This window comes from Pseudarthrobacter sp. HLT1-7, from assembly GCF_059383435.1.
Genome location: NZ_JBWZCH010000006.1, coordinates 90,395 through 106,157 on the forward strand (window position 1 = coordinate 90,395; position 15,763 = coordinate 106,157).

Consider the following 15,763-nt stretch of genomic DNA (forward strand, 5'->3'; position numbering starts at 1 on the left):
CCGCAGCTGCCGGGTCTCATGCAGCAGCTGCGGGCTATTCAGTTGTGGTTGCGCGGGTGTCGGGCAGGTCCGTCCCTTGCAGGCGCCAGAAAGTTTTACGCCCGGCCGGCCTTCACCTAGTGTCACGGTCAGTGTTGACCCTCACCGCATGACAGAACCCGCCACCGTTGGGGGTGTGGCGGGTTCTGCTGCCTGGCGTGCCTCAAGGACACGAATCGCAGTATGGGTAAAACATACGTGACAAGTCTGCGAGCGTCAAGCGTTCATGCGGCGAGTCCCACTTGTTTCTTCATTGACGGGTTTCCGTAGGCGGACGTCTGCATCCTGACCCATAGGTTCCGGACCTTCCGGACCTGATAGGTGGGGCTACCCTTCGCGTTCATCCCGATGGGGGCCAGCTTCTTCCGCCGCACCCACTGCCTGATCCTCGCCTGCGGCAAAGCTTCACCCGTGACCGGGTCCGAGATCATCCGGGACAGCTCAGCCGGGGTGCCTTGATGGATTCCGGCGGCGGTGATGGCCCGGCCCCGCCACTCCGACACATCCCACTGGGCCTTGCACTTATGACACCTGGCGACGGGACGGCCCGGGGCCGTGAACACGGCGGCCGCGCATTCCCCGCCGTCCACTTCGGTCGGGCACATTCCCGCAAACACCCGCTCCGCGTTCCGGTCTGTCGCCCGCCTGGCGGTGTTCAGCGCCTCTCGGAGTTCCTGCTTCAGGTCGCCGGCCCACTCTTCGCGGCGGATCCACTTGACCTGATTCAGTAGGCGCTCCGCGATCCGCTGGGGGGTGAAGTGCGGGCTGACGACTGATATTTGTGCGGCCCAGCCCCGAAGCACGGCTTCGAGCTGGTCGCCGTGTTCAATCGCATCGAAGTTGCAGGGGATCGCGGGTGCTGAGTGGCCGCTGTAACCGATCGACGCGGCACCTTTGTCCATGCGTGCGGCGGTGACCATGAGGTTAGCCCAGACGTCCCGGACTTCCCGCAGGTCAAGTTCCAGCATTGTCGTGCACCGGTGGCAGAGGGTCACCCCTTGGGCGTTGGTGGGGTGGTCCCCGCCCGTGCACGTTTCCTGCTCAACCGTCATGCTTTGACCCCCTGAAAATCCACCCATTACCACTCGCTATTGTACCAAGTTCTAGTTGTTTCGGTGCGTTTTCTTCCAGTGCGCCCGTAGGATTTTCTGGTGGATCAACTTATTTCCGACCTCATGAAGTTCTCACCATTGATTGGTGGCCTCCTCGTGCCCCTGGTTGGGGTGTACCTGAAGCTCCGCAGCGACAGGCAAGATCCAGCAGCAGTTCGCGTGCTGAAACAGCACGCGAAGCTCCATGAATCCCTTCCCGAGTCCACTCGCGGAGAGATTGAACGGCTCATACAGTTCGAGACCAAGAAATATGCCGAGGCGCAAATCCGGAGGGGAAAGCGCCAGCTGAATGGTGTCAGCCTAGCCACGCTTATCTTCGTAGCCGCCGTAACGGGAGTTTCTGTCTACTGGCTCATTGTGTGGGCCCTCATCTGGTGGCCGGCGTTTATCGCGGTGGGCATAGTGGCGTTCTTCGGAGGGGCGCTCATGGTAGCCGGCGGTTTCCAGCTGTTCAATTACGATGAGACTCCCCCTGACGCGGATCATAACCCGGTTGCGAGCCCAGATACCGCGGCCGTCAGCACATAAAGGTACCTGATGAAATCACGCTAGCCCCCGACTGCAAGGGCCCGGAGTTCCCGGGGCACAATGACGGGCACGAGCTGCTGTTGTTCGGGGCTGAGTCCGAGGGCGCCCAGGATCCGGCGGATCACATCAGCGACCAAGAGCCCCTGATCTTCGGCGAGCTTGATTTTGCGTTCCTCAATCCCGGCCTTCAACGCCAAGGCGCAGACCTTGGCGAGGTGCTCCCGTTCGGTCAGGTACATGGTGTACCAGACGTTCGGGCCGGCTTTCTCGGTGGTGGTGTCCACGGGGCCTTGCGGGCCGATGCCCTGATCTGTCTGGGTCTTGCCCCACACGAGGGCGTCCGGTTCGAGTTCCTGGACTTTGGTCCGCAACCATTGGACGTGGCCGGCGGTCACATGGATCTCATCCAACAGCGCTTTGCCGGGGTCGACGTCGATGGGCAGCCCCAACGTGCGCACCGCCCTTGCCATGGTCTCCCGGGCCTCAGCCTCCGCCACCCGCCGGGCGGCCGCGGACTTCGCCTGCGGGGAGTTGGCGCCGTGCCGCCAACACCGTGTGGCGCCCTCGGGCGTGGTGTTCGAGCACGTCTTCCCCGCCTGTTTACCCCGGAGCTTCGCCCCGCACTTATCACCAAGGCCGCCTTCAGATCGCATTACTTCCACCCCTTGATCGCTTCGATAATAAACGGGGTGCCTACTGCTGCGGCCGCCAGAACCATGGAACTGACGCTGACCCAAAAGTTATGCCGCGCCGAGGCCTTCGCCTCCTTGTCCCGCGCCACGGCATGTTCGGCCTCGGCCTGCATCGCCGCGAGCATGTCATTCATGACATCGGTCGTGGTGCCGATGTTTGCGCTATCGCGCTCTGCGCGTTCGTGCTTGACACGGTTCGCCTCTGCTATGTCATCCAAGTAGCTGTTGTCTAGGCCAAGGTCCGGGACATAGGGTCCTTGCGGCATCAACCGTCTTGCGGTCTCCACCGCGCTTTCGCGGGGTGAGTGGACCTGGCCGAGCTTCCCCAAGATCGCGGCCCAGTCTGTGCCGCCAGGGCGGTTGTCATTGTCAGTCATGGCTACATCCTAGGGTTCGGCTCGGACACATTTGGTTTACGCATATCCGCCTGGGGTTGATTATTGTTTCTCACCCGTTTCCGGTTCCCCGTGCACTCTGCATCCTGGGTCTGTCGGTCGTGGCCATCGCGGGTTGTAGACGGATCGTGGGCAGGTGCACCCTAGAGCCCGCAGCGTTGGCAGTCCTCGGTGTGGGTCCCGGCGGCAATGCATTTGCGTTTGCGGCGGGTGAGGATTGCGGTGGCCAGGGCTTCGGCGTCAGGGTCGATGTCAGGCATTGTTCTGCCTAAGGCTGAGGCGGTAGGCGCGGAACGAGTATCGCTTGCGTCCGTTGCGGTGCTGGATGTTGATCTCCTCCCGGTCAAATGCCTTCCGGGTCCCGGCGTCCCCGCGCCTCCACCCGGCCGCCTCGCACCCTTCGAGGTAGTCGACCTGGTCCGGGGTCATCGCCTCCCGTGCGAGCATGTGCCGGGCGGCGAGGATACCGAACCGGATACGCTGCGCCTGATACGGGGTCACAGGGTGGACTCGTAGGGGTTTTTGACATCGCCGAACGCAATACCAACTGGATCGTTGAATGTCGCGGCCTTACCTTCATCCCATGCCCGCGCGAGTGAGAACTTGAACTCGGTTTCGGTCATTGTCCAGATACCATCCTGCGTAGATTCCCGTTCCCGTAACGCGTCGTAGTCCGTGCGGACACTGCGGCTCATGACTTCCTCATCTCGGCGGCACGCTCTTCCAAGTCGTTGAGTGTCCGTCTGATCCAGTAGCGGCCAGCGTCATCGAGGCACCAGCCGTGCCGTTCCGCACGCATCTCACGGGCCGCTTCTTCGAGTGATTGGGCTTTGGCTTCCGCGACGGCGGTTTCCTCGATCGCGTCGTAGGCCATCAACGCCCCGAGTTGTGCGGCCCGGTTGAGGTCCCCGAACCCGGCGGCCTCTAGTTCCTTGGCGACATGGAGCGACTGTTTGAGATCGAGGGGGCTGCACCTCAGCAGCACTTCCGCCATCCCGCTCACTCCGACCCCTCCGTTGCGGTGAGCGCGGCGCGGATGGTGTCCAAGGCGTCTTCCAGATGGATCAGGTGATCTGGGTTTTCCAGCTCCCGGAACCATTCGTCCGCCAGCGACTCCACCCGCTCAATCCGCGCCTGCTGTTTCCGGACAAGGGCGATGAGGGCCGGGACGTCCGTGCGGGCGTGAGCGATGAACTCGGCGTCGGCGGGGAGAACGTCCTCGGCAAGATTGTGGATGCCTGAGTCGCTGGGGCTGGTAACGCGGATTCGCCAATCCTGCACGCCGTGCCTATACACGGCCGCTTCCCACGGCCCCTCGGTCGCTGCGTCCGCCCGCACTTCGATGGCGGCGAGCTGGTCAGTGGTGGTCATGATTCCTCCGTTGCGCTGGTCTTCGGGACGGCTTCGGCGGGGTAGGTCTCGGTAGTAGTGACGACCTTCCGCTGTGCAAATACGGGTCGTAGTGCAAGCGGTACGAGCTTCAGTTCGTATCCCTTTTCCTCGAACTCTCGGCGTGCCATCTTCCCGCTACCCCATCCGACCTTCGAGAAAGTCCCATCCGGCCACAATCTCCCGTAGATGTAGTCAACGTTGGTTACCGATTCCGGCTCGGCGGCTGTCTTCTCGCTCATCGTGTTCCTTCCTGGTGGGCGGTGAGCCCTTCGACGGCGCGGTGGTTCCCGGTGCCGGGTGCTGCTGTGCCGAATAACCCGGCGGCGGCTTTGGCGCCGAGTTCGTGGGTGATGGTCTTTGCGGACGGTTCCGCGACGTGCCGGCTCACTGGGTGGGCTCGTGGAGGACGGTTGCGGGGAGCGCGAGGATTGCCGCCGGGACCGTCGTTTCATAGCCGAAGCAGTATGCGCGGCCGTTCACTAGGTTTGCGACCGTCCCTGTTGCGGACCTGACAACCACCATTTGGGCGTCCTCTAACTCTTCGGATGTCGTGATCGTGCGGGGCTTGCTGTAGCCGGCGGCGATGACCAGTTCAGCGGCCGCGTGTGCCGCGTTGGCATCGAGGCTTATGTGAAGCCCGGCGAGGCCACCGTAGGGGAGCCTCCGGTGCCACAAGACCGCCGCCAGTTCGTCGCGGGCGCTCATGAGACACACTCGGCCCGGACGGCGCGGTACTCGGCTTCGACGGTCTTTAGGTGTTCACGTGCAGTCTCGGCCTCCGCGTATGCCTGGGCGGCGTCGGCAGTGGCGCGTTCGGCGGCGATCCGGGCCTTAGTGACGCGCTTGAACAGTTTGCACGCCTCCAGTTCGGGGACCGGCGGCCGGGTGGTGTGCGGGGTGGCGTTCATGGGGTTCCTTTTCGTGGGCCGGGGGAGTTGCAGCTCGGGTGCCGGGGCGGTTGCGTCCCCCAAGCGTAACAAGTTCAACTTGTTTGTGCAACGACTAGTGAAGTGTCTCGATCACGATACGAAGGCCGGCCACACCCTTCCCGCCCTCCCGGATGTCCGGCCCCACCAGGTGCGCGTTGGTGTCATCCCGTATCAGCCCATAGTCGACCAGGCCATCCATGACAGCTTTCGCCGTCGGCATCAAATTGTGCGCGTCGTAGGCCCTGGCCGTAGGTTTCACCACGTACGCCGTGACCTGGACACGCCCCATACCCTTCGGCAAACCGTTCACCCTCGCATGAATGTGCGCCGCCATCCGCCACGCCTTCGTGAGCTTCGCCCGCCCCCGCCAATGCAACCGGTCGTTCGCGTTAATCCATGCCGCCGGCAACGGAATGAACAACTCCCACGCGCCAGACGGAAGCGCTGTGCGCGTTTCTCCGGGCCGCACAGACTCACCCATGCCCAATCACCCCGGACCGCCCCTGCTGGCCTCCCTGACCCGGCGTAGCGGCCCGCTGGCGGTGCACCGAACGGAACACGTCCAGATCCTCCCGCGTCGTCACCACCCAGCCCCACGCCTCACCCCGCTGCAACTCAGCCGCCACACGATCCCCGCCACCACTGCACCGCACCCGATCCGACCACGCCTCGTACACGTCCAAGGCCTCCCGGTGGCGGGCTCTCAGGGTCTGCTCCGTGTGGTGTGTCATGGCCCCGTAGGGGACGGTCCGGGCGGTCATGCTTTGTCCTCGGTTTCTTCGATGATGCGTTCGATCATGGTTTTGGCTATCGGGGTGATGTGGTCGGGGTAGAGGAGCGTGAGGGCTGCCTGGATTCTTTGGGCGAGGGCGGTCATGGCCGGCTTTCTGTGGTGAGGCTGGCTTGTAGTCGTTCGGCGATGGGCGCCCAGTGTTTGCCGATGTGGCTCTCTGGTCTGTCGCCCGCTTTGACATCTGCCCAGCATCCGGCACAGTTCGTGGCTTCTTTTCCGATGTGGTCGGGGCAGTCGGGCGCACGCATCTTGTGCCCTTTCGTGTCCGGGGTGTCCCAGTGCGGTCCTGGCATGAAGATGACGGCCGGGGATTTGACGGCCGGGTTGATCGCAGCTTTGACGGCCGCGAAAGTGAGGTCCCGGAATGCGTGCTCTTCGCGGTGATCCCAGAAGAGTTTGAGCAGTTGGGGTTGCTTCCAGTCGCCGGGTCGGATCTCGGTGAGCACGGCGGCCAGTGCGGCTGCTTGGGCCTGGGTTAGTGGCTGGGTGGTGGTCATGGCTTCCTTGGCTTTTTGGCGGGGTGAAAGATCGTCGTCGAGCGTCTGCGGCTTGCGCGTTACGTAACTGGACGATTCGACGATTCTTTTTTCAACTGGTTAGTAAAAACAGTGGTGAGGGTAGGCGCCTAGGTGAGTAAGAGTGGTTAATGGTTAATGGTTAATGGTGCTTATGTTTCGCTTATAACGCGCTTACGTTTTTTCGGTAACGAATCTAAGGGTCCGCTTATGTTTTGCTTATAAGGGGGTTAGCCGGTTTGGGGTGCCTGGCAGAGCCCGCAGTCCTCGTTCACGATGCCCCTTTTGACGTGCCATTTGTTGTGGGCGGAGAGCTTCCCGCCCTTGGATCCGGCGGTCTGCGCGTCGCTGATGTGCTGCTCTATTTCGGCCCGGCTGTTCTGGTGCCTGAGGTAGTCGTGTAGCTGGTATCCGGTGTCTGTCCTGTCTATGAGTCTCGCGTCGAGGAGTTCTTTTCCGGGCTTGGGGCCGAACATGTCGAGGTCGTATTGGGCGATGATCCCGTCGTTGCGGTCCTCGTTGCAGAGCCCGAGAAGGGTTACGTGCAACCGGAAAGCTTTGTCGCTGAGGCCGCGGAGTTTGCGGTGCCGCGGGTACTCGTTGGTGAGCACAAAGTACGGCCGCTTGTCCTTCTCCACATGGTTCCTTTCTGGTGGTGCCTGAACCAGCCGCGCCCGTTTCTCAACAAGCGCGACTGGTTCGTGAGGGCGTGGCTAGACGGCGGCCTCGAGGGACGTGTCCTCCAGGGTGGACAGGTCGAACAGTGTGGGCAGGGCCTGCTTGTTTTGTTCCGCTTCGAGGTATTTGACGGAGTCGAGGAAGTATCCGGCGTTGAGTTCGGAGCTGCGGCCCTTCCGGCCCAGCTTCAACGCCCGCAGAGGAACGGTTCCCAAGCCTCCGAAGGGGTCGAAGACGAGGTCGCCAGGGTTGGTGTACCGCTCGATGAGCCTGTCCACGATGTCGAACTGGAGCGGGCAGACGTGCATCTGGACGTTGCGGCGTTTCTGGTCGCCGTTCAATGTCAGCATCCGGTTGACGTCGTGCCAGACGTCGGGGGCCCATGACCCGGGCATGAGGGACATGAACGTGGCCGGCAGCGCGCCCTTGCCCTGCAGCGCCTCGCCTACCTTGATGTGGGATTCGTAGTCGTACACTTCCCGGAGCGTCTGCTCGGTGAACAGCCTGGACCGTTGCTCCACTGGCAGGGCGGCGAGTTCGTCCGGGGTGAGGTGGCGGTCTCCGCTGGAGCGCCAGTTGGCGTGGGCGTCGACCTGCCAGCGGGCCAGCGAATAGTCCTCTTTCTCCTTGACCACCCGGTTGTCGGCGTAGCCTTTGGACCGGTCGGTCTGGGGCTTGTGGAAGAGCAGGATGTATTCGGGGGAGCCGACGCCCATCTTGGTCCCGTCCTTGCGCATCTCGGTGTACCCGAGCCTGTAGGTCTGGTTGTTTTCGCGGACGACGTCGGTGACGACGGTGACCATGCCCATGTAGTCGAAGCCGTGCTTGATGCCATGGAAGAGCGCCTCGGCGTGGAAGGGGCTCACTGTGGGGATGCCGGCGCCGGTGACGTTGCCGAAGTTGATCCGGTCCTTGACGTGGCAGGCGTAGATCCGGCCAGGCTTCAGTGTCCGGAGCAGCTGCGGGGTGAGGTAGTCCATCTGCGCCCAGAAGTGGTCGTTGTCGTCGGTGTGCCCGAAGTCGTTGTAGCTGGGCGTGTATTCGTAGTGGTTGCTGAAGGGGATCGAGGTGACAACCATGTCGACGCTGTTTTCGTCCATGTGGTTGGTGGCCTCGTCAACGCAGTCGTTGTTCGCCAGGGTCCAGCCGTCGCCGGATGCTTCGATGCGCTCGATGCCCATGGAGCGGGTCAGCGCCTCGGTGATGGAGTTCCGGGACAGCCCGTACGTTTTGATGATGTCGGTCATGGTGTTGGTCAACTCTCTGTGCTGAGCCCATTTGTCCTTCAGCGAGGCCACGACTTCACCTTCAGATTCGGCGTGGATCAGGTGGACGGTGCAGGGCCGGGTCTGGCCGAAGCGTTGGATGCGGTGGCACGCCTGGATGGTGTCGTTGAATTTGTAGGTGACGCCGGCGAAGATCGCGACGTTCGCCTGTTGCAGGTTGAGGCCCTGGCCGAGCATGACGGGCTTCCCGATCAGGGCGTAGGTTTCCTTGTCCCGCCACATGTCGAGGCGCCGTTCGGCTTCGTCGGTGTCGAGCGATCCGTGGACGCTGGAGTAGGTGAGGCCGAGCTGCTTCAGGGCGTTCTCGATGGCCGTCTGCTCGTCGTTCAGGTCGCACCAAAGGATGATCTGCCCGTCGTCCGTGGCATGATGCGCCTTGGCCATTTCGATGAGCTTGCCGATACGGGCCGGGAGGCTGTCGCGTTTCTCTTTGGCCACGCCTTGCAGGTCTTTGGCGCCGCCACGGAAGAGCCGCACCTGCCCGTCCCTGTCTACCCCGGCGGTGGAGTGGTCCACGGGCACCTCTACCCAGTAGATGTGCATGGGCGGCAGGTCGTAGCCGTCATCGGAGTAGCCGAGGTCGGAGGGCTTCTGCAGGAAGATCGACCACGAGTTCAGCCACATGAAGAACTCATCGCGCTTGTGCGGGTAGAGCGTCAGGTTGTTGGCCTGGGTGGAGTCGCGCTGGAACCATCGGGTGAGTGCCTGGCCAGTGTCCATGACGCCAAGAAACCCGGCGTAGTGGATGAGTTCCTTGTACCGGTTGGGGGACGGTGTTGCGGTGGCCACGAACCGGTAGGGGACATCCTTGAAGAGCTTCAGGAACTCCTGGTACGTCTTGGACCCGAAGCTCCGCAATACCCCGGCCTCGTCAAGTGAGACCGCGGTGAACAGGTTGACGTCGAGCTTCCCGTCGCGGACCGTCTCGTAGTTGGTGATGTAGATGCCATCCCCGACCATGTCTTCGGCGCGGCGGATGAAGGTGACATCTATGCCAAGCTTCTTGCCGTCGCGGATGAATTCCCCGCGGACGCCGAGCGGGGCGATGATTAGGGCCCGCCGGGCCGGAGCGACATACTCGTCGTCGTCGCCATACGCTTCTTCGAGCCCGTCATCGAGCCAGCAGTTCTTGAGGGTCAGCTTCAAAGTCTCGAGTTGCATCATGGACTTGCCCAGGCCGAACGCTGCGAAGATCGCCCGGCGCCCGCCCTCAACAGCCCACCGGACGATGTCGCGCTGGTGGTCTTTGAGGATGGGGTTAACGGCCGTGGCCGGGACCGGTTGGCCGTAGTCGCGCTCGAAATCGGCCTTTGCTTTCAGGAACTCGGTGTAGTCGCTCATGCGTTCACCAGAGTCTCTGCCATGCAGGCGACGAGGTCGCGGGCAGCCGGTGGCGTGACGGCGTTCCCGGCCATTTTGACCTGTTCGCGTTTGTTGCCGAGCATGATGTATTCCTTCGGGAACGCCATTCCGGCCTTGATCTCGTGGGGTTCGAGCATCCGGAATTCGCAGTCGTCGATGTCGGGGACCTTCCATTCGGCCAGTCCGTGGTGCAGCCCGTTGGCGGCGAACGTGTCGAGCGGCTGCCCGACGTCCTTCGGCGCGTTGGTCCCGCGGAGGGTGGTGATCATCGCGAACCGGTCGTGCGTGGTTATGGTCGGGATTGCCTTCGAGATGGGGTGCATCTGCCCATTGCCGTAGTACTCCATGAGCATGTGGTCCCGCGGTGCCGTGACGAGAGCGTTGGCGTCCCGGGTGGTCATTGCCCGCATGGGATCCGACGTCGACCTGGCGTCGTCGTTCCACGTGCCGCCAGCGGGAACCAACAGGCCTGTCTCGTTGCGCGTGGTTTGAGTGCGCATCGGCTCCCCGGCCAGCTGAGCCTGCTTGCCCTCGCGGCCCTCCACCGGGACTAGCAGCGCCTTACTGGCCGTCCCGTGGAGTGTTCTGACAGGCTCCGTCGTGGGCCAGATGCGGAAGTAGTCGCCGCCGCGACCCGCGCTTGCGGAATCGTAGGTGTTTCCGGCAGCTTCCAAGTGCTGCGTCTGGTTCCCGTACTTGGCGAGCCCGGCCCGGATCCGGGCCAGGGTCTTGTCCGCCAGTGGCCTTTTGCGGTCCCCGATGCGCTCGCCGCGCAAGCTCCAGTCGATGGCATGGGAGGCTGGCAGCCAGCCGGGCTCGACAATCTGGTTACGGCAGGCGGCCTTGGGGCAGCGGTAGTTGTACTGGGCGCGGTAGCGGCCCCACTGCTCAGCCTTCTTGAACACCTGCAGCGCGTCCACAACCTCATCGCAGCCGGAGCAGTACGCCTTGGGACGGAAGTACTTCTCCACGTCGGGAGCCTTGTTTCCCTTCAGCCAGAAGAGCACGTACATGCGGTCGCGGGACTGGGGTGCGGGGAGTCCGCCGTGCTGGGCGTGCATGCTGTTGAGGTACTGGACGCGGTGCTCGTAGCCGAGGGACTTCATGGCCATCAGCCAGGCGTCGAACATGACCCATTTGGCGGCGTCTACGACGTTCTCGGTGATGATGGCCCGGTACTTGTGGACTTCGGCGAAGCGGGGGACGTCCCACATGGTGGCGCGGGACCGGTCGGCGGCTTCGTCCGGGAGGGTGTCGCCGAAGATATCAGCCTGGTTGGTGATGCGCTTCCGGCCCTTGGCCACGGAATGGTTGGTGCATTCGGGGGAGGCCCACAGGATGTCTGAGTGCCCGATATAGCGCGGTTCGGTTTCCTTGATGTCGGCCTGGACATGGATGGTGTCGGGGTGGTTGGCGTTGTGCGAGTCGAGCGCCTTCTGCCAGTGATTCAGTGCGGTCTTCACGGTGATGCCCGGGATCGACGTCGCCCCCGTGGAACTGCCGCCGGCGCCGCAAAACATGTCGGTCATGGTAAGGCTCATGGTGTTTTCCTGAATTCGTCGGTGAGGTGGCTGCATGGTTCGTAAACGCACATGGCCCACAGGCTGAGCCCGTGAGCTTCGTCGTGCCAGTCGGAGAGCCGGCGGAGGTTATCTTCGGTGCCGTCGTACTCTGCGTCGGCGCCGGACTGGGGAGCTGACGGGCATTCGTCTTCGTGGTGGTATCCGTTTTCTTCAAGCACTGCCGCGTCGATGTCCACGTCGACCGTGAGAGTTTGGTAGAAGGGCCGGCGATTCTTGGGTGCCTCATGCTCGCCGCTCATTTGGGGAGCCTGACGGGCATGAGGAGGTGGCGGAGGCCGTCGGTGCCGGAGACGAGAGCGGGCTTAGCGGTGTCCTTTTGGATGCCGAGGACGATTTCTGCTGCGGGTGTGACGGCGAGGGACCAGCCCAGGTAGGCGGGGTTGAACGCGACGGCGACGTCGGGCCCAGTCACTTCGCATTGGATGGTTTCTGTGCCTTGCGCGTCCTCACCTGTGCCGGCGTCGAGGACCAGTGACCCATCCTTGGTGGTGAGCCGGACGGGGGTGTTGCGTTCGGCGACGAGGGCGACCCGTGCCAGGACGTCGGTGAGGGCGGCGCGGTCTAGGGTGATCTGGGTGGCGGTCGTGTCCGGGAACAGGGCTTTGATTTTGGGGTAGGCCCCGTCGATCATGATCGAGGTGGTGGCCCGGTTGCCGGTGCGGACGCCCACAAGGTTCCCGTCGGCGAGGATCGAGGCGTCCCCGGCCAGGGTTTTGACGACGTCGGCGAGCCATGATCCGCGCACGAGCAGCTCAACGTCGCCCCCTGCCGGGCGCCAGGGGATGGTGACTTCGGCGAGCCGGTAACGGTCGGTGGTGCGCATGGTCAGTTCGTCGCCTTCGGAGACGATGTGCACACCCATGAGGATCGGCACCGAATCGTCACCTGAGGCGGCGCCGATGACCTGTCCGACGGCGGCCGCGAACACGTCCCCGTCGATGGTGCCGGCGACCGGGGGGAGGTCCGGCATGGGCGGGAACTCTGTGACGGGCATGGCGGTCATCGTGAACACGGCGGACCCGGCCGTCAGGGTGGCGCGGCGGTCGTCCACGGTGACGGTGACAGTTTTCTTGCCGAACTTCCGGATGATGTCCGTGAACATGCGGCCCTGCAGCAGGACCGTGCCCGGGGTGGTCACGTCGGCGGCGACCTGGGTGCGGGCCGACTTCTCGTAATCGAACCCGGAGATCCGGAGCCCGCCTTCCTGCGCCTCGATCAGGAGGCCGGACAGGACCGGGACGGGTGGGCGGGCATTGATGCCCTTGGAAGCGTATGCGGCGGCGTCGGCGAGGGCGTCGGCGGTGATCGTGAATTTCAAGGTTTTTGTCACTCTCTCTAGTCGAAGCAGCAGGCGCATTCGCCTGACGCGTTGATCGGCCGGCCGCCGGAGCTGCACAACTCCACAGCCACCTTCGGGCGGGGAATGTTCAGGACCGGTTTCGGGGGCACAAGGGCGATGGTTTTCATGCGGCCTCGGAGTGGGTGATGTGGCGTTCGATGAGGTCTTTGCGGAGCCCGTACCAGTGGACGTCACCCTCGATGGTGGAGACGTAGAGGACGGGGCGCCCGTGTAGCCGAGGGCCTTGACGTAGGCGAGGGCGCGCCGGGTCCTTCGTGACGTCGACTTCGGTGTAGAAGATCCCGGCGGCGTCGAGTTTCTTCTTCGTGATCCGGCACGGCTGGCAGTCCGGTTTGCCGTACAGTACGACGGCGACACCGTCGCGTGCCTGGATCCTGTGGGTGAGGTTTGCGGTGGTCATGGTTCTCCTTGTGGGACTGGTAGCGGACGCCTGCAACTGGTTTCCCAGGGCAGGCGTCCGCGAACGTGTGGTTGGTTCTTAGAAGGGCGGTTCGGAATCGGGCCCGTTACCCCACCCGCCGCCCGCATTGCTGACACCGGGCGTAGCCCAAGGGCCATCCTGCGTTGCCGCGGGCTGGTTGCCGCCGCCGAAGCCACCCTGGGCACCGTTGCCGGCACCTCCACCGCCTGAGCGCTGGGTGCGGTTGACCTTGGCGTTGGCGTAGCGCAGGGACGGGCCAATCTCATCAACCTCCAACTCCATCACGGTCCGCTTCTCGCCCTCCTTGGTTTCGTAGGAGCGTGACTTGAGGCGGCCGGACACGATCACGCGCGTGCCCTTCGTCAGGGATTCGGTGACGTTCTCGGCCGCGTCCTTCCAGATCGAGGCCCGGAGGAACAGTGCCTCCCCGTCCCGCCACTCGTTCGACTGCCGGTCGAAGGTCCGCGGGGTCGAAGCAATCGTGAAGTTCGCGACCGCGGCGCCTGACGGGGTGAACCTCAGTTCTGGATCCGCCACAAGGTTGCCGATGACTGTGATTTGGGTTTCTCCGGCCATTACTGGGCCTCCGTTCCGGCGAACCATGCGGCGTCGGCTTCGGTCTGTTCGCCTTCATCGACGAGTTCGCCCGTCACCATGTCGGCCACCGGTTCGGGGTGGTGCTGCCGGGGGGACGTGACAGCCTCCGCCTTAGGTTCCGGGGTCGGTTTGACGGGTTCGTTGGCGACGTCACGGACGGCACGGACCTGCTCGCGGATGTACTCGGCGGAGGTCGGCACCCATTTGGCGAGGTCGTGGGCGGCCGTCTTCAGGACCATGGCGGCCTCGTCGGAAGTCCATGGTGAGAACGATTTGCCCGCCGTCGCGGAGGCTTTCTTTGCCCGGTCAATGCGTTCCTGGTTGACGATGACAACCTTGGACACGGCCCCGTCCTTCATGATGGCGTAGGCGTAGGACCCGATGATCTTGCCGCGGTCCCCACCGAACCAGTCGACCTCATGCACCGGTTTGGTCATGGTGCCGGGGTTCCACTGGAACTTGTCGTTCTCGTAGACGTTCTCCACAATGACGGAGGACACGGCGCCGGCCCGGTACATGAGCTCCACTTCGCCCTGGTAGCCGACAACGCCGAGGATCTTACCGCCCTTCGGGGTGATGTAGTACTCGTCGGTGCCGGGCATGAGCCCTAACTGTGCGGCCTGCGACAGGGCGACGATGAGCGAGCCCGGGTCCTGGTTGGCGCACTTGAGCACCTCAGGGTTTTTGCGGAGGGCGGACAGTGCGGATGTCAGCCAGCCGACACCCTTGTCCTGCAGGTGGGAGGGGAGGGCGGCAAGGAGCTCGCCCTTGTAGGCTCCGATGTTCTGGCGGGCGACGTCGATGGGGCTGATGGCCGTGGTAGTCATGATGCTGCGCTCTTTTCCGGGATGGTGGGGAGGTTTTTGGAGGCGACAAGGTAGGGTGTGCCGCCGCCGCGGGACTGACGGGTGAAAAGTTTCTTGCCGTCCCATTTGATGTGGTGGGCTTCGCCGGCGAGGTCCGCGATGTAGGACTTTGCGCCCTGCTCGATAAGCTCGGCCGCTTTGCGTTCGGCGTTGGCTTCGAGGAACCGTAAGGCGTCGACGTCGTCGAGCTCGTAGTCCTCATCCTCGATGCCGGGGTTGAGCTGCTTCACGGCTTCATAGGTGGCGGCGTGCCCGTCCAGCGGGTTGAGGCTGGGCCGTTCACCCTTCTCCAGGGATTCCATGAACGTCGTCACCTGGGCCAGCATGACCACCACATATCCGGGGTCGTAGTCGATGATGTATTCGGCGAAGTCGAGGTATGACTTGATGACGGCGAGACGCACCCGCCGGAGGCCGGTGGTGAACATCTGCCACTGCGCCTGGTCGTAGTACCCGGGCGGCACCTGATCCGTGCCGGGCTCGCCCCAGTCCCCGTCGAGGGTGGAGGATTTCGCTTCGAAAAGCTCCGTACCTTCCGGCGTGTGGACGATGCCGTCAGGGGTGGAGGCGGCCCACGGGATCTCTTTGTGGACCCACATGCCGGTTTCGGTGACCTGCCAGTCGGGGTGCTGGTCGCGGAACCATGCCCGGACGGCGGGTTCGAGGTAGTGCCCGCGGCGGGTGATGTCGGTGTCGGGTTGCGGCTGGATCTGCCCGGCCATTTTCAGCCAGAGGGACAGGTAGGACTCGTAGGTGGAGTGCTTCATGATGGCGGACACTTTGCTGGCCGTCATGTAGGTCATCCACTCGGCAGATCCGGGCGCCACCTCCGGGACCGAGGGATCGGTGAATGCAATGCTCATCGTGTCAGCTCCATTTTTTCGGCCCAGGCGTCGATGCCGGGCTGTGCGGGGTGGGTATAGCCGGCCGTTACTTCGGCCTGGGTCTGGGGTGCGCCGTCGGTCTTGCACTGGCAGTTGCAGACGTCGCCTCCGCAGTCCTCGCACGGGTAGAGACGGCCGCAATAGCAGGCGCTCACCGGTCGAGCCGTTCGTCTTCGCGGATCGCGTCCCAGTCGGGTTCCTCGTTCTCAGCCTCGTGCTTGGGGCAGAGGTCGCCTTCGTTCTCGACTTCTTCCTCGCAGCCGTAGCCGGGGTCTTCCCGGGTGGCCGGGAATTCGACGGGGCAGTAGATCGTTTCGGCGCTCATTTGCGG

General features: G+C 63.6%; 25 protein-coding genes. 1 reads left to right on the plus strand and 24 read right to left on the minus strand.

Annotated elements, in window-relative coordinates; genetic code table 11:
• Positions 1-263: 263 nt before the first annotated feature.
• Positions 264-1,091: a hypothetical protein gene (locus AC50X6_RS07750; RefSeq protein ID WP_494965656.1), complete on the minus strand. Its 828-nt coding sequence runs from the start codon at positions 1,089-1,091 to the stop codon at positions 264-266.
• A gap of 99 nt (positions 1,092-1,190) precedes the next feature.
• Here AC50X6_RS07750 and AC50X6_RS07755 point away from each other — a divergent pair, with 99 nt between their 5' ends.
• The gene (locus AC50X6_RS07755) at positions 1,191-1,679 is read left to right on the plus strand and encodes a hypothetical protein (RefSeq protein WP_494965657.1); all 489 of its coding nucleotides are present in this window, start codon (positions 1,191-1,193) and stop codon (positions 1,677-1,679) included.
• 20 nt (positions 1,680-1,699) lie between these two features.
• On the opposite strand, the gene AC50X6_RS07760 is transcribed toward AC50X6_RS07755, so the two are convergent.
• The 23 genes from AC50X6_RS07760 to AC50X6_RS07870 all read right to left on the minus strand — a co-directional run bounded on the left by AC50X6_RS07760 (position 1,700) and on the right by AC50X6_RS07870 (position 15,757).
• The gene (locus AC50X6_RS07760; RefSeq protein ID WP_494965658.1) at positions 1,700-2,332 is read right to left on the minus strand and encodes a hypothetical protein; all 633 of its coding nucleotides are present in this window, start codon (positions 2,330-2,332) and stop codon (positions 1,700-1,702) included.
• The gene (locus tag AC50X6_RS07765; RefSeq protein WP_494965659.1) at positions 2,332-2,748 is read right to left on the minus strand and encodes a hypothetical protein; all 417 of its coding nucleotides are present in this window, start codon (positions 2,746-2,748) and stop codon (positions 2,332-2,334) included. Before AC50X6_RS07765 ends, AC50X6_RS07760 begins: the two co-directional genes overlap by 1 nt.
• A gap of 270 nt (positions 2,749-3,018) precedes the next feature.
• On the minus strand, positions 3,019-3,267 hold the full coding sequence (locus AC50X6_RS07770; RefSeq protein ID WP_494965660.1) for a hypothetical protein: 249 nt from the start codon (positions 3,265-3,267) through the stop codon (positions 3,019-3,021).
• Entirely contained in the window at positions 3,264-3,389 is a 126-nt protein-coding gene (locus AC50X6_RS07775) for a hypothetical protein (protein ID WP_494965661.1), read from the minus strand. The genes AC50X6_RS07770 and AC50X6_RS07775 overlap by 4 nt, the downstream gene beginning before the upstream one ends.
• Before the next feature lie 68 nt (positions 3,390-3,457).
• Positions 3,458-3,769 (minus strand): hypothetical protein, encoded by a 312-nt coding sequence (locus tag AC50X6_RS07780; protein WP_494965662.1) that lies wholly within the window; start codon positions 3,767-3,769, stop codon positions 3,458-3,460.
• Positions 3,766-4,137: a hypothetical protein gene (locus AC50X6_RS07785; protein ID WP_494965663.1), complete on the minus strand. Its 372-nt coding sequence runs from the start codon at positions 4,135-4,137 to the stop codon at positions 3,766-3,768. Before AC50X6_RS07785 ends, AC50X6_RS07780 begins: the two co-directional genes overlap by 4 nt.
• Positions 4,134-4,397 carry a hypothetical protein gene (locus AC50X6_RS07790; RefSeq protein ID WP_494965664.1) on the minus strand — a complete coding sequence of 88 codons (264 nt, stop codon included), beginning with the start codon at positions 4,395-4,397 and terminating at the stop codon, positions 4,134-4,136. The genes AC50X6_RS07785 and AC50X6_RS07790 overlap by 4 nt, the downstream gene beginning before the upstream one ends.
• The gene (locus AC50X6_RS07795) at positions 4,394-4,546 is read right to left on the minus strand and encodes a hypothetical protein (protein WP_494965665.1); all 153 of its coding nucleotides are present in this window, start codon (positions 4,544-4,546) and stop codon (positions 4,394-4,396) included. Before AC50X6_RS07795 ends, AC50X6_RS07790 begins: the two co-directional genes overlap by 4 nt.
• Entirely contained in the window at positions 4,543-4,863 is a 321-nt protein-coding gene (locus AC50X6_RS07800; protein ID WP_494965666.1) for a hypothetical protein, read from the minus strand. The genes AC50X6_RS07795 and AC50X6_RS07800 overlap by 4 nt, the downstream gene beginning before the upstream one ends.
• Positions 4,860-5,066: a hypothetical protein gene (locus AC50X6_RS07805; protein ID WP_494965667.1), complete on the minus strand. Its 207-nt coding sequence runs from the start codon at positions 5,064-5,066 to the stop codon at positions 4,860-4,862. The genes AC50X6_RS07800 and AC50X6_RS07805 overlap by 4 nt, the downstream gene beginning before the upstream one ends.
• 94 nt (positions 5,067-5,160) lie before the next feature.
• Positions 5,161-5,421, minus strand: a complete 261-nt coding sequence (locus tag AC50X6_RS07810) for a hypothetical protein (protein WP_494965668.1) — start codon at positions 5,419-5,421, stop codon at positions 5,161-5,163.
• Positions 5,422-5,960: 539 nt separating this feature from the next.
• A complete protein-coding gene (locus AC50X6_RS07815; protein ID WP_494965669.1) occupies positions 5,961-6,377 on the minus strand; it encodes a hypothetical protein in 417 nt (138 codons plus the stop codon).
• Between the two features lie 248 nt (positions 6,378-6,625).
• Complete coding sequence (locus AC50X6_RS07820; RefSeq protein ID WP_494965670.1) at positions 6,626-7,033, minus strand: hypothetical protein; 408 nt, start codon at positions 7,031-7,033, stop codon at positions 6,626-6,628.
• A 75-nt stretch (positions 7,034-7,108) separates the two neighbouring features.
• Positions 7,109-9,700, minus strand: a complete 2,592-nt coding sequence (locus tag AC50X6_RS07825; protein ID WP_494965671.1) for a DNA methyltransferase — start codon at positions 9,698-9,700, stop codon at positions 7,109-7,111.
• Positions 9,697-11,262, minus strand: a complete 1,566-nt coding sequence (locus AC50X6_RS07830; RefSeq protein WP_494965672.1) for a DNA cytosine methyltransferase — start codon at positions 11,260-11,262, stop codon at positions 9,697-9,699. Before AC50X6_RS07830 ends, AC50X6_RS07825 begins: the two co-directional genes overlap by 4 nt.
• On the minus strand, positions 11,259-11,543 hold the full coding sequence (locus tag AC50X6_RS07835; RefSeq protein ID WP_494965673.1) for a hypothetical protein: 285 nt from the start codon (positions 11,541-11,543) through the stop codon (positions 11,259-11,261). Before AC50X6_RS07835 ends, AC50X6_RS07830 begins: the two co-directional genes overlap by 4 nt.
• On the minus strand, positions 11,540-12,634 hold the full coding sequence (dnaN, locus tag AC50X6_RS07840) for a DNA polymerase III subunit beta (protein WP_494965674.1): 1,095 nt from the start codon (positions 12,632-12,634) through the stop codon (positions 11,540-11,542). Before dnaN ends, AC50X6_RS07835 begins: the two co-directional genes overlap by 4 nt.
• Positions 12,635-12,767: 133 nt before the next feature.
• The gene (locus AC50X6_RS07845) at positions 12,768-13,064 is read right to left on the minus strand and encodes a glutaredoxin family protein (protein ID WP_494965675.1); all 297 of its coding nucleotides are present in this window, start codon (positions 13,062-13,064) and stop codon (positions 12,768-12,770) included.
• A gap of 78 nt (positions 13,065-13,142) precedes the next feature.
• The gene (locus tag AC50X6_RS07850) at positions 13,143-13,661 is read right to left on the minus strand and encodes a single-stranded DNA-binding protein (RefSeq protein WP_494965676.1); all 519 of its coding nucleotides are present in this window, start codon (positions 13,659-13,661) and stop codon (positions 13,143-13,145) included.
• On the minus strand, positions 13,661-14,509 hold the full coding sequence (locus AC50X6_RS07855) for a recombinase RecT (RefSeq protein WP_494965677.1): 849 nt from the start codon (positions 14,507-14,509) through the stop codon (positions 13,661-13,663). The genes AC50X6_RS07850 and AC50X6_RS07855 overlap by 1 nt, the downstream gene beginning before the upstream one ends.
• Positions 14,506-15,411 (minus strand): lambda-exonuclease family protein, encoded by a 906-nt coding sequence (locus tag AC50X6_RS07860; RefSeq protein ID WP_494965678.1) that lies wholly within the window; start codon positions 15,409-15,411, stop codon positions 14,506-14,508. Before AC50X6_RS07860 ends, AC50X6_RS07855 begins: the two co-directional genes overlap by 4 nt.
• Positions 15,408-15,587, minus strand: coding sequence for a hypothetical protein (locus AC50X6_RS07865; RefSeq protein WP_494965679.1), 180 nt, complete (start codon positions 15,585-15,587; stop codon positions 15,408-15,410). The genes AC50X6_RS07860 and AC50X6_RS07865 overlap by 4 nt, the downstream gene beginning before the upstream one ends.
• Entirely contained in the window at positions 15,584-15,757 is a 174-nt protein-coding gene (locus AC50X6_RS07870; protein WP_494965680.1) for a hypothetical protein, read from the minus strand. Before AC50X6_RS07870 ends, AC50X6_RS07865 begins: the two co-directional genes overlap by 4 nt.
• Positions 15,758-15,763 lie beyond the last annotated feature (6 nt).

What these genes read in the sequence shown, in the direction of transcription:
- AC50X6_RS07870 (WP_494965680.1), bottom strand. Translation starts at nt 15,757, where the DNA reads ATGAGCGCCGAAACGATCTACTGCCCCGTCGAATTCCCGGCCACCCGG.
- AC50X6_RS07850 (WP_494965676.1), bottom strand. Translation starts at nt 13,661, where the DNA reads ATGGCCGGAGAAACCCAAATCACAGTCATCGGCAACCTTGTGGCGGAT.
- AC50X6_RS07785 (WP_494965663.1), bottom strand. Translation starts at nt 4,137, where the DNA reads ATGACCACCACTGACCAGCTCGCCGCCATCGAAGTGCGGGCGGACGCA.
- AC50X6_RS07835 (WP_494965673.1), bottom strand. Translation starts at nt 11,543, where the DNA reads ATGAGCGGCGAGCATGAGGCACCCAAGAATCGCCGGCCCTTCTACCAA.
- AC50X6_RS07750 (WP_494965656.1), bottom strand. Translation starts at nt 1,091, where the DNA reads ATGACGGTTGAGCAGGAAACGTGCACGGGCGGGGACCACCCCACCAAC.
- AC50X6_RS07800 (WP_494965666.1), bottom strand. Translation starts at nt 4,863, where the DNA reads ATGAGCGCCCGCGACGAACTGGCGGCGGTCTTGTGGCACCGGAGGCTC.
- AC50X6_RS07775 (WP_494965661.1), bottom strand. Translation starts at nt 3,389, where the DNA reads ATGACCGAAACCGAGTTCAAGTTCTCACTCGCGCGGGCATGGGATGAA.
- AC50X6_RS07825 (WP_494965671.1), bottom strand. Translation starts at nt 9,700, where the DNA reads ATGAGCGACTACACCGAGTTCCTGAAAGCAAAGGCCGATTTCGAGCGC.
- AC50X6_RS07765 (WP_494965659.1), bottom strand. Translation starts at nt 2,748, where the DNA reads ATGACTGACAATGACAACCGCCCTGGCGGCACAGACTGGGCCGCGATC.
- AC50X6_RS07845 (WP_494965675.1), bottom strand. Translation starts at nt 13,064, where the DNA reads ATGACCACCGCAAACCTCACCCACAGGATCCAGGCACGCGACGGTGTC.
- AC50X6_RS07855 (WP_494965677.1), bottom strand. Translation starts at nt 14,509, where the DNA reads ATGACTACCACGGCCATCAGCCCCATCGACGTCGCCCGCCAGAACATC.
- AC50X6_RS07860 (WP_494965678.1), bottom strand. Translation starts at nt 15,411, where the DNA reads ATGAGCATTGCATTCACCGATCCCTCGGTCCCGGAGGTGGCGCCCGGA.
- AC50X6_RS07805 (WP_494965667.1), bottom strand. Translation starts at nt 5,066, where the DNA reads ATGAACGCCACCCCGCACACCACCCGGCCGCCGGTCCCCGAACTGGAG.
- AC50X6_RS07760 (WP_494965658.1), bottom strand. Translation starts at nt 2,332, where the DNA reads ATGCGATCTGAAGGCGGCCTTGGTGATAAGTGCGGGGCGAAGCTCCGG.
- AC50X6_RS07830 (WP_494965672.1), bottom strand. Translation starts at nt 11,262, where the DNA reads ATGAGCCTTACCATGACCGACATGTTTTGCGGCGCCGGCGGCAGTTCC.
- AC50X6_RS07810 (WP_494965668.1), bottom strand. Translation starts at nt 5,421, where the DNA reads ATGGCGGCGCACATTCATGCGAGGGTGAACGGTTTGCCGAAGGGTATG.
- AC50X6_RS07790 (WP_494965664.1), bottom strand. Translation starts at nt 4,397, where the DNA reads ATGAGCGAGAAGACAGCCGCCGAGCCGGAATCGGTAACCAACGTTGAC.
- AC50X6_RS07815 (WP_494965669.1), bottom strand. Translation starts at nt 6,377, where the DNA reads ATGACCACCACCCAGCCACTAACCCAGGCCCAAGCAGCCGCACTGGCC.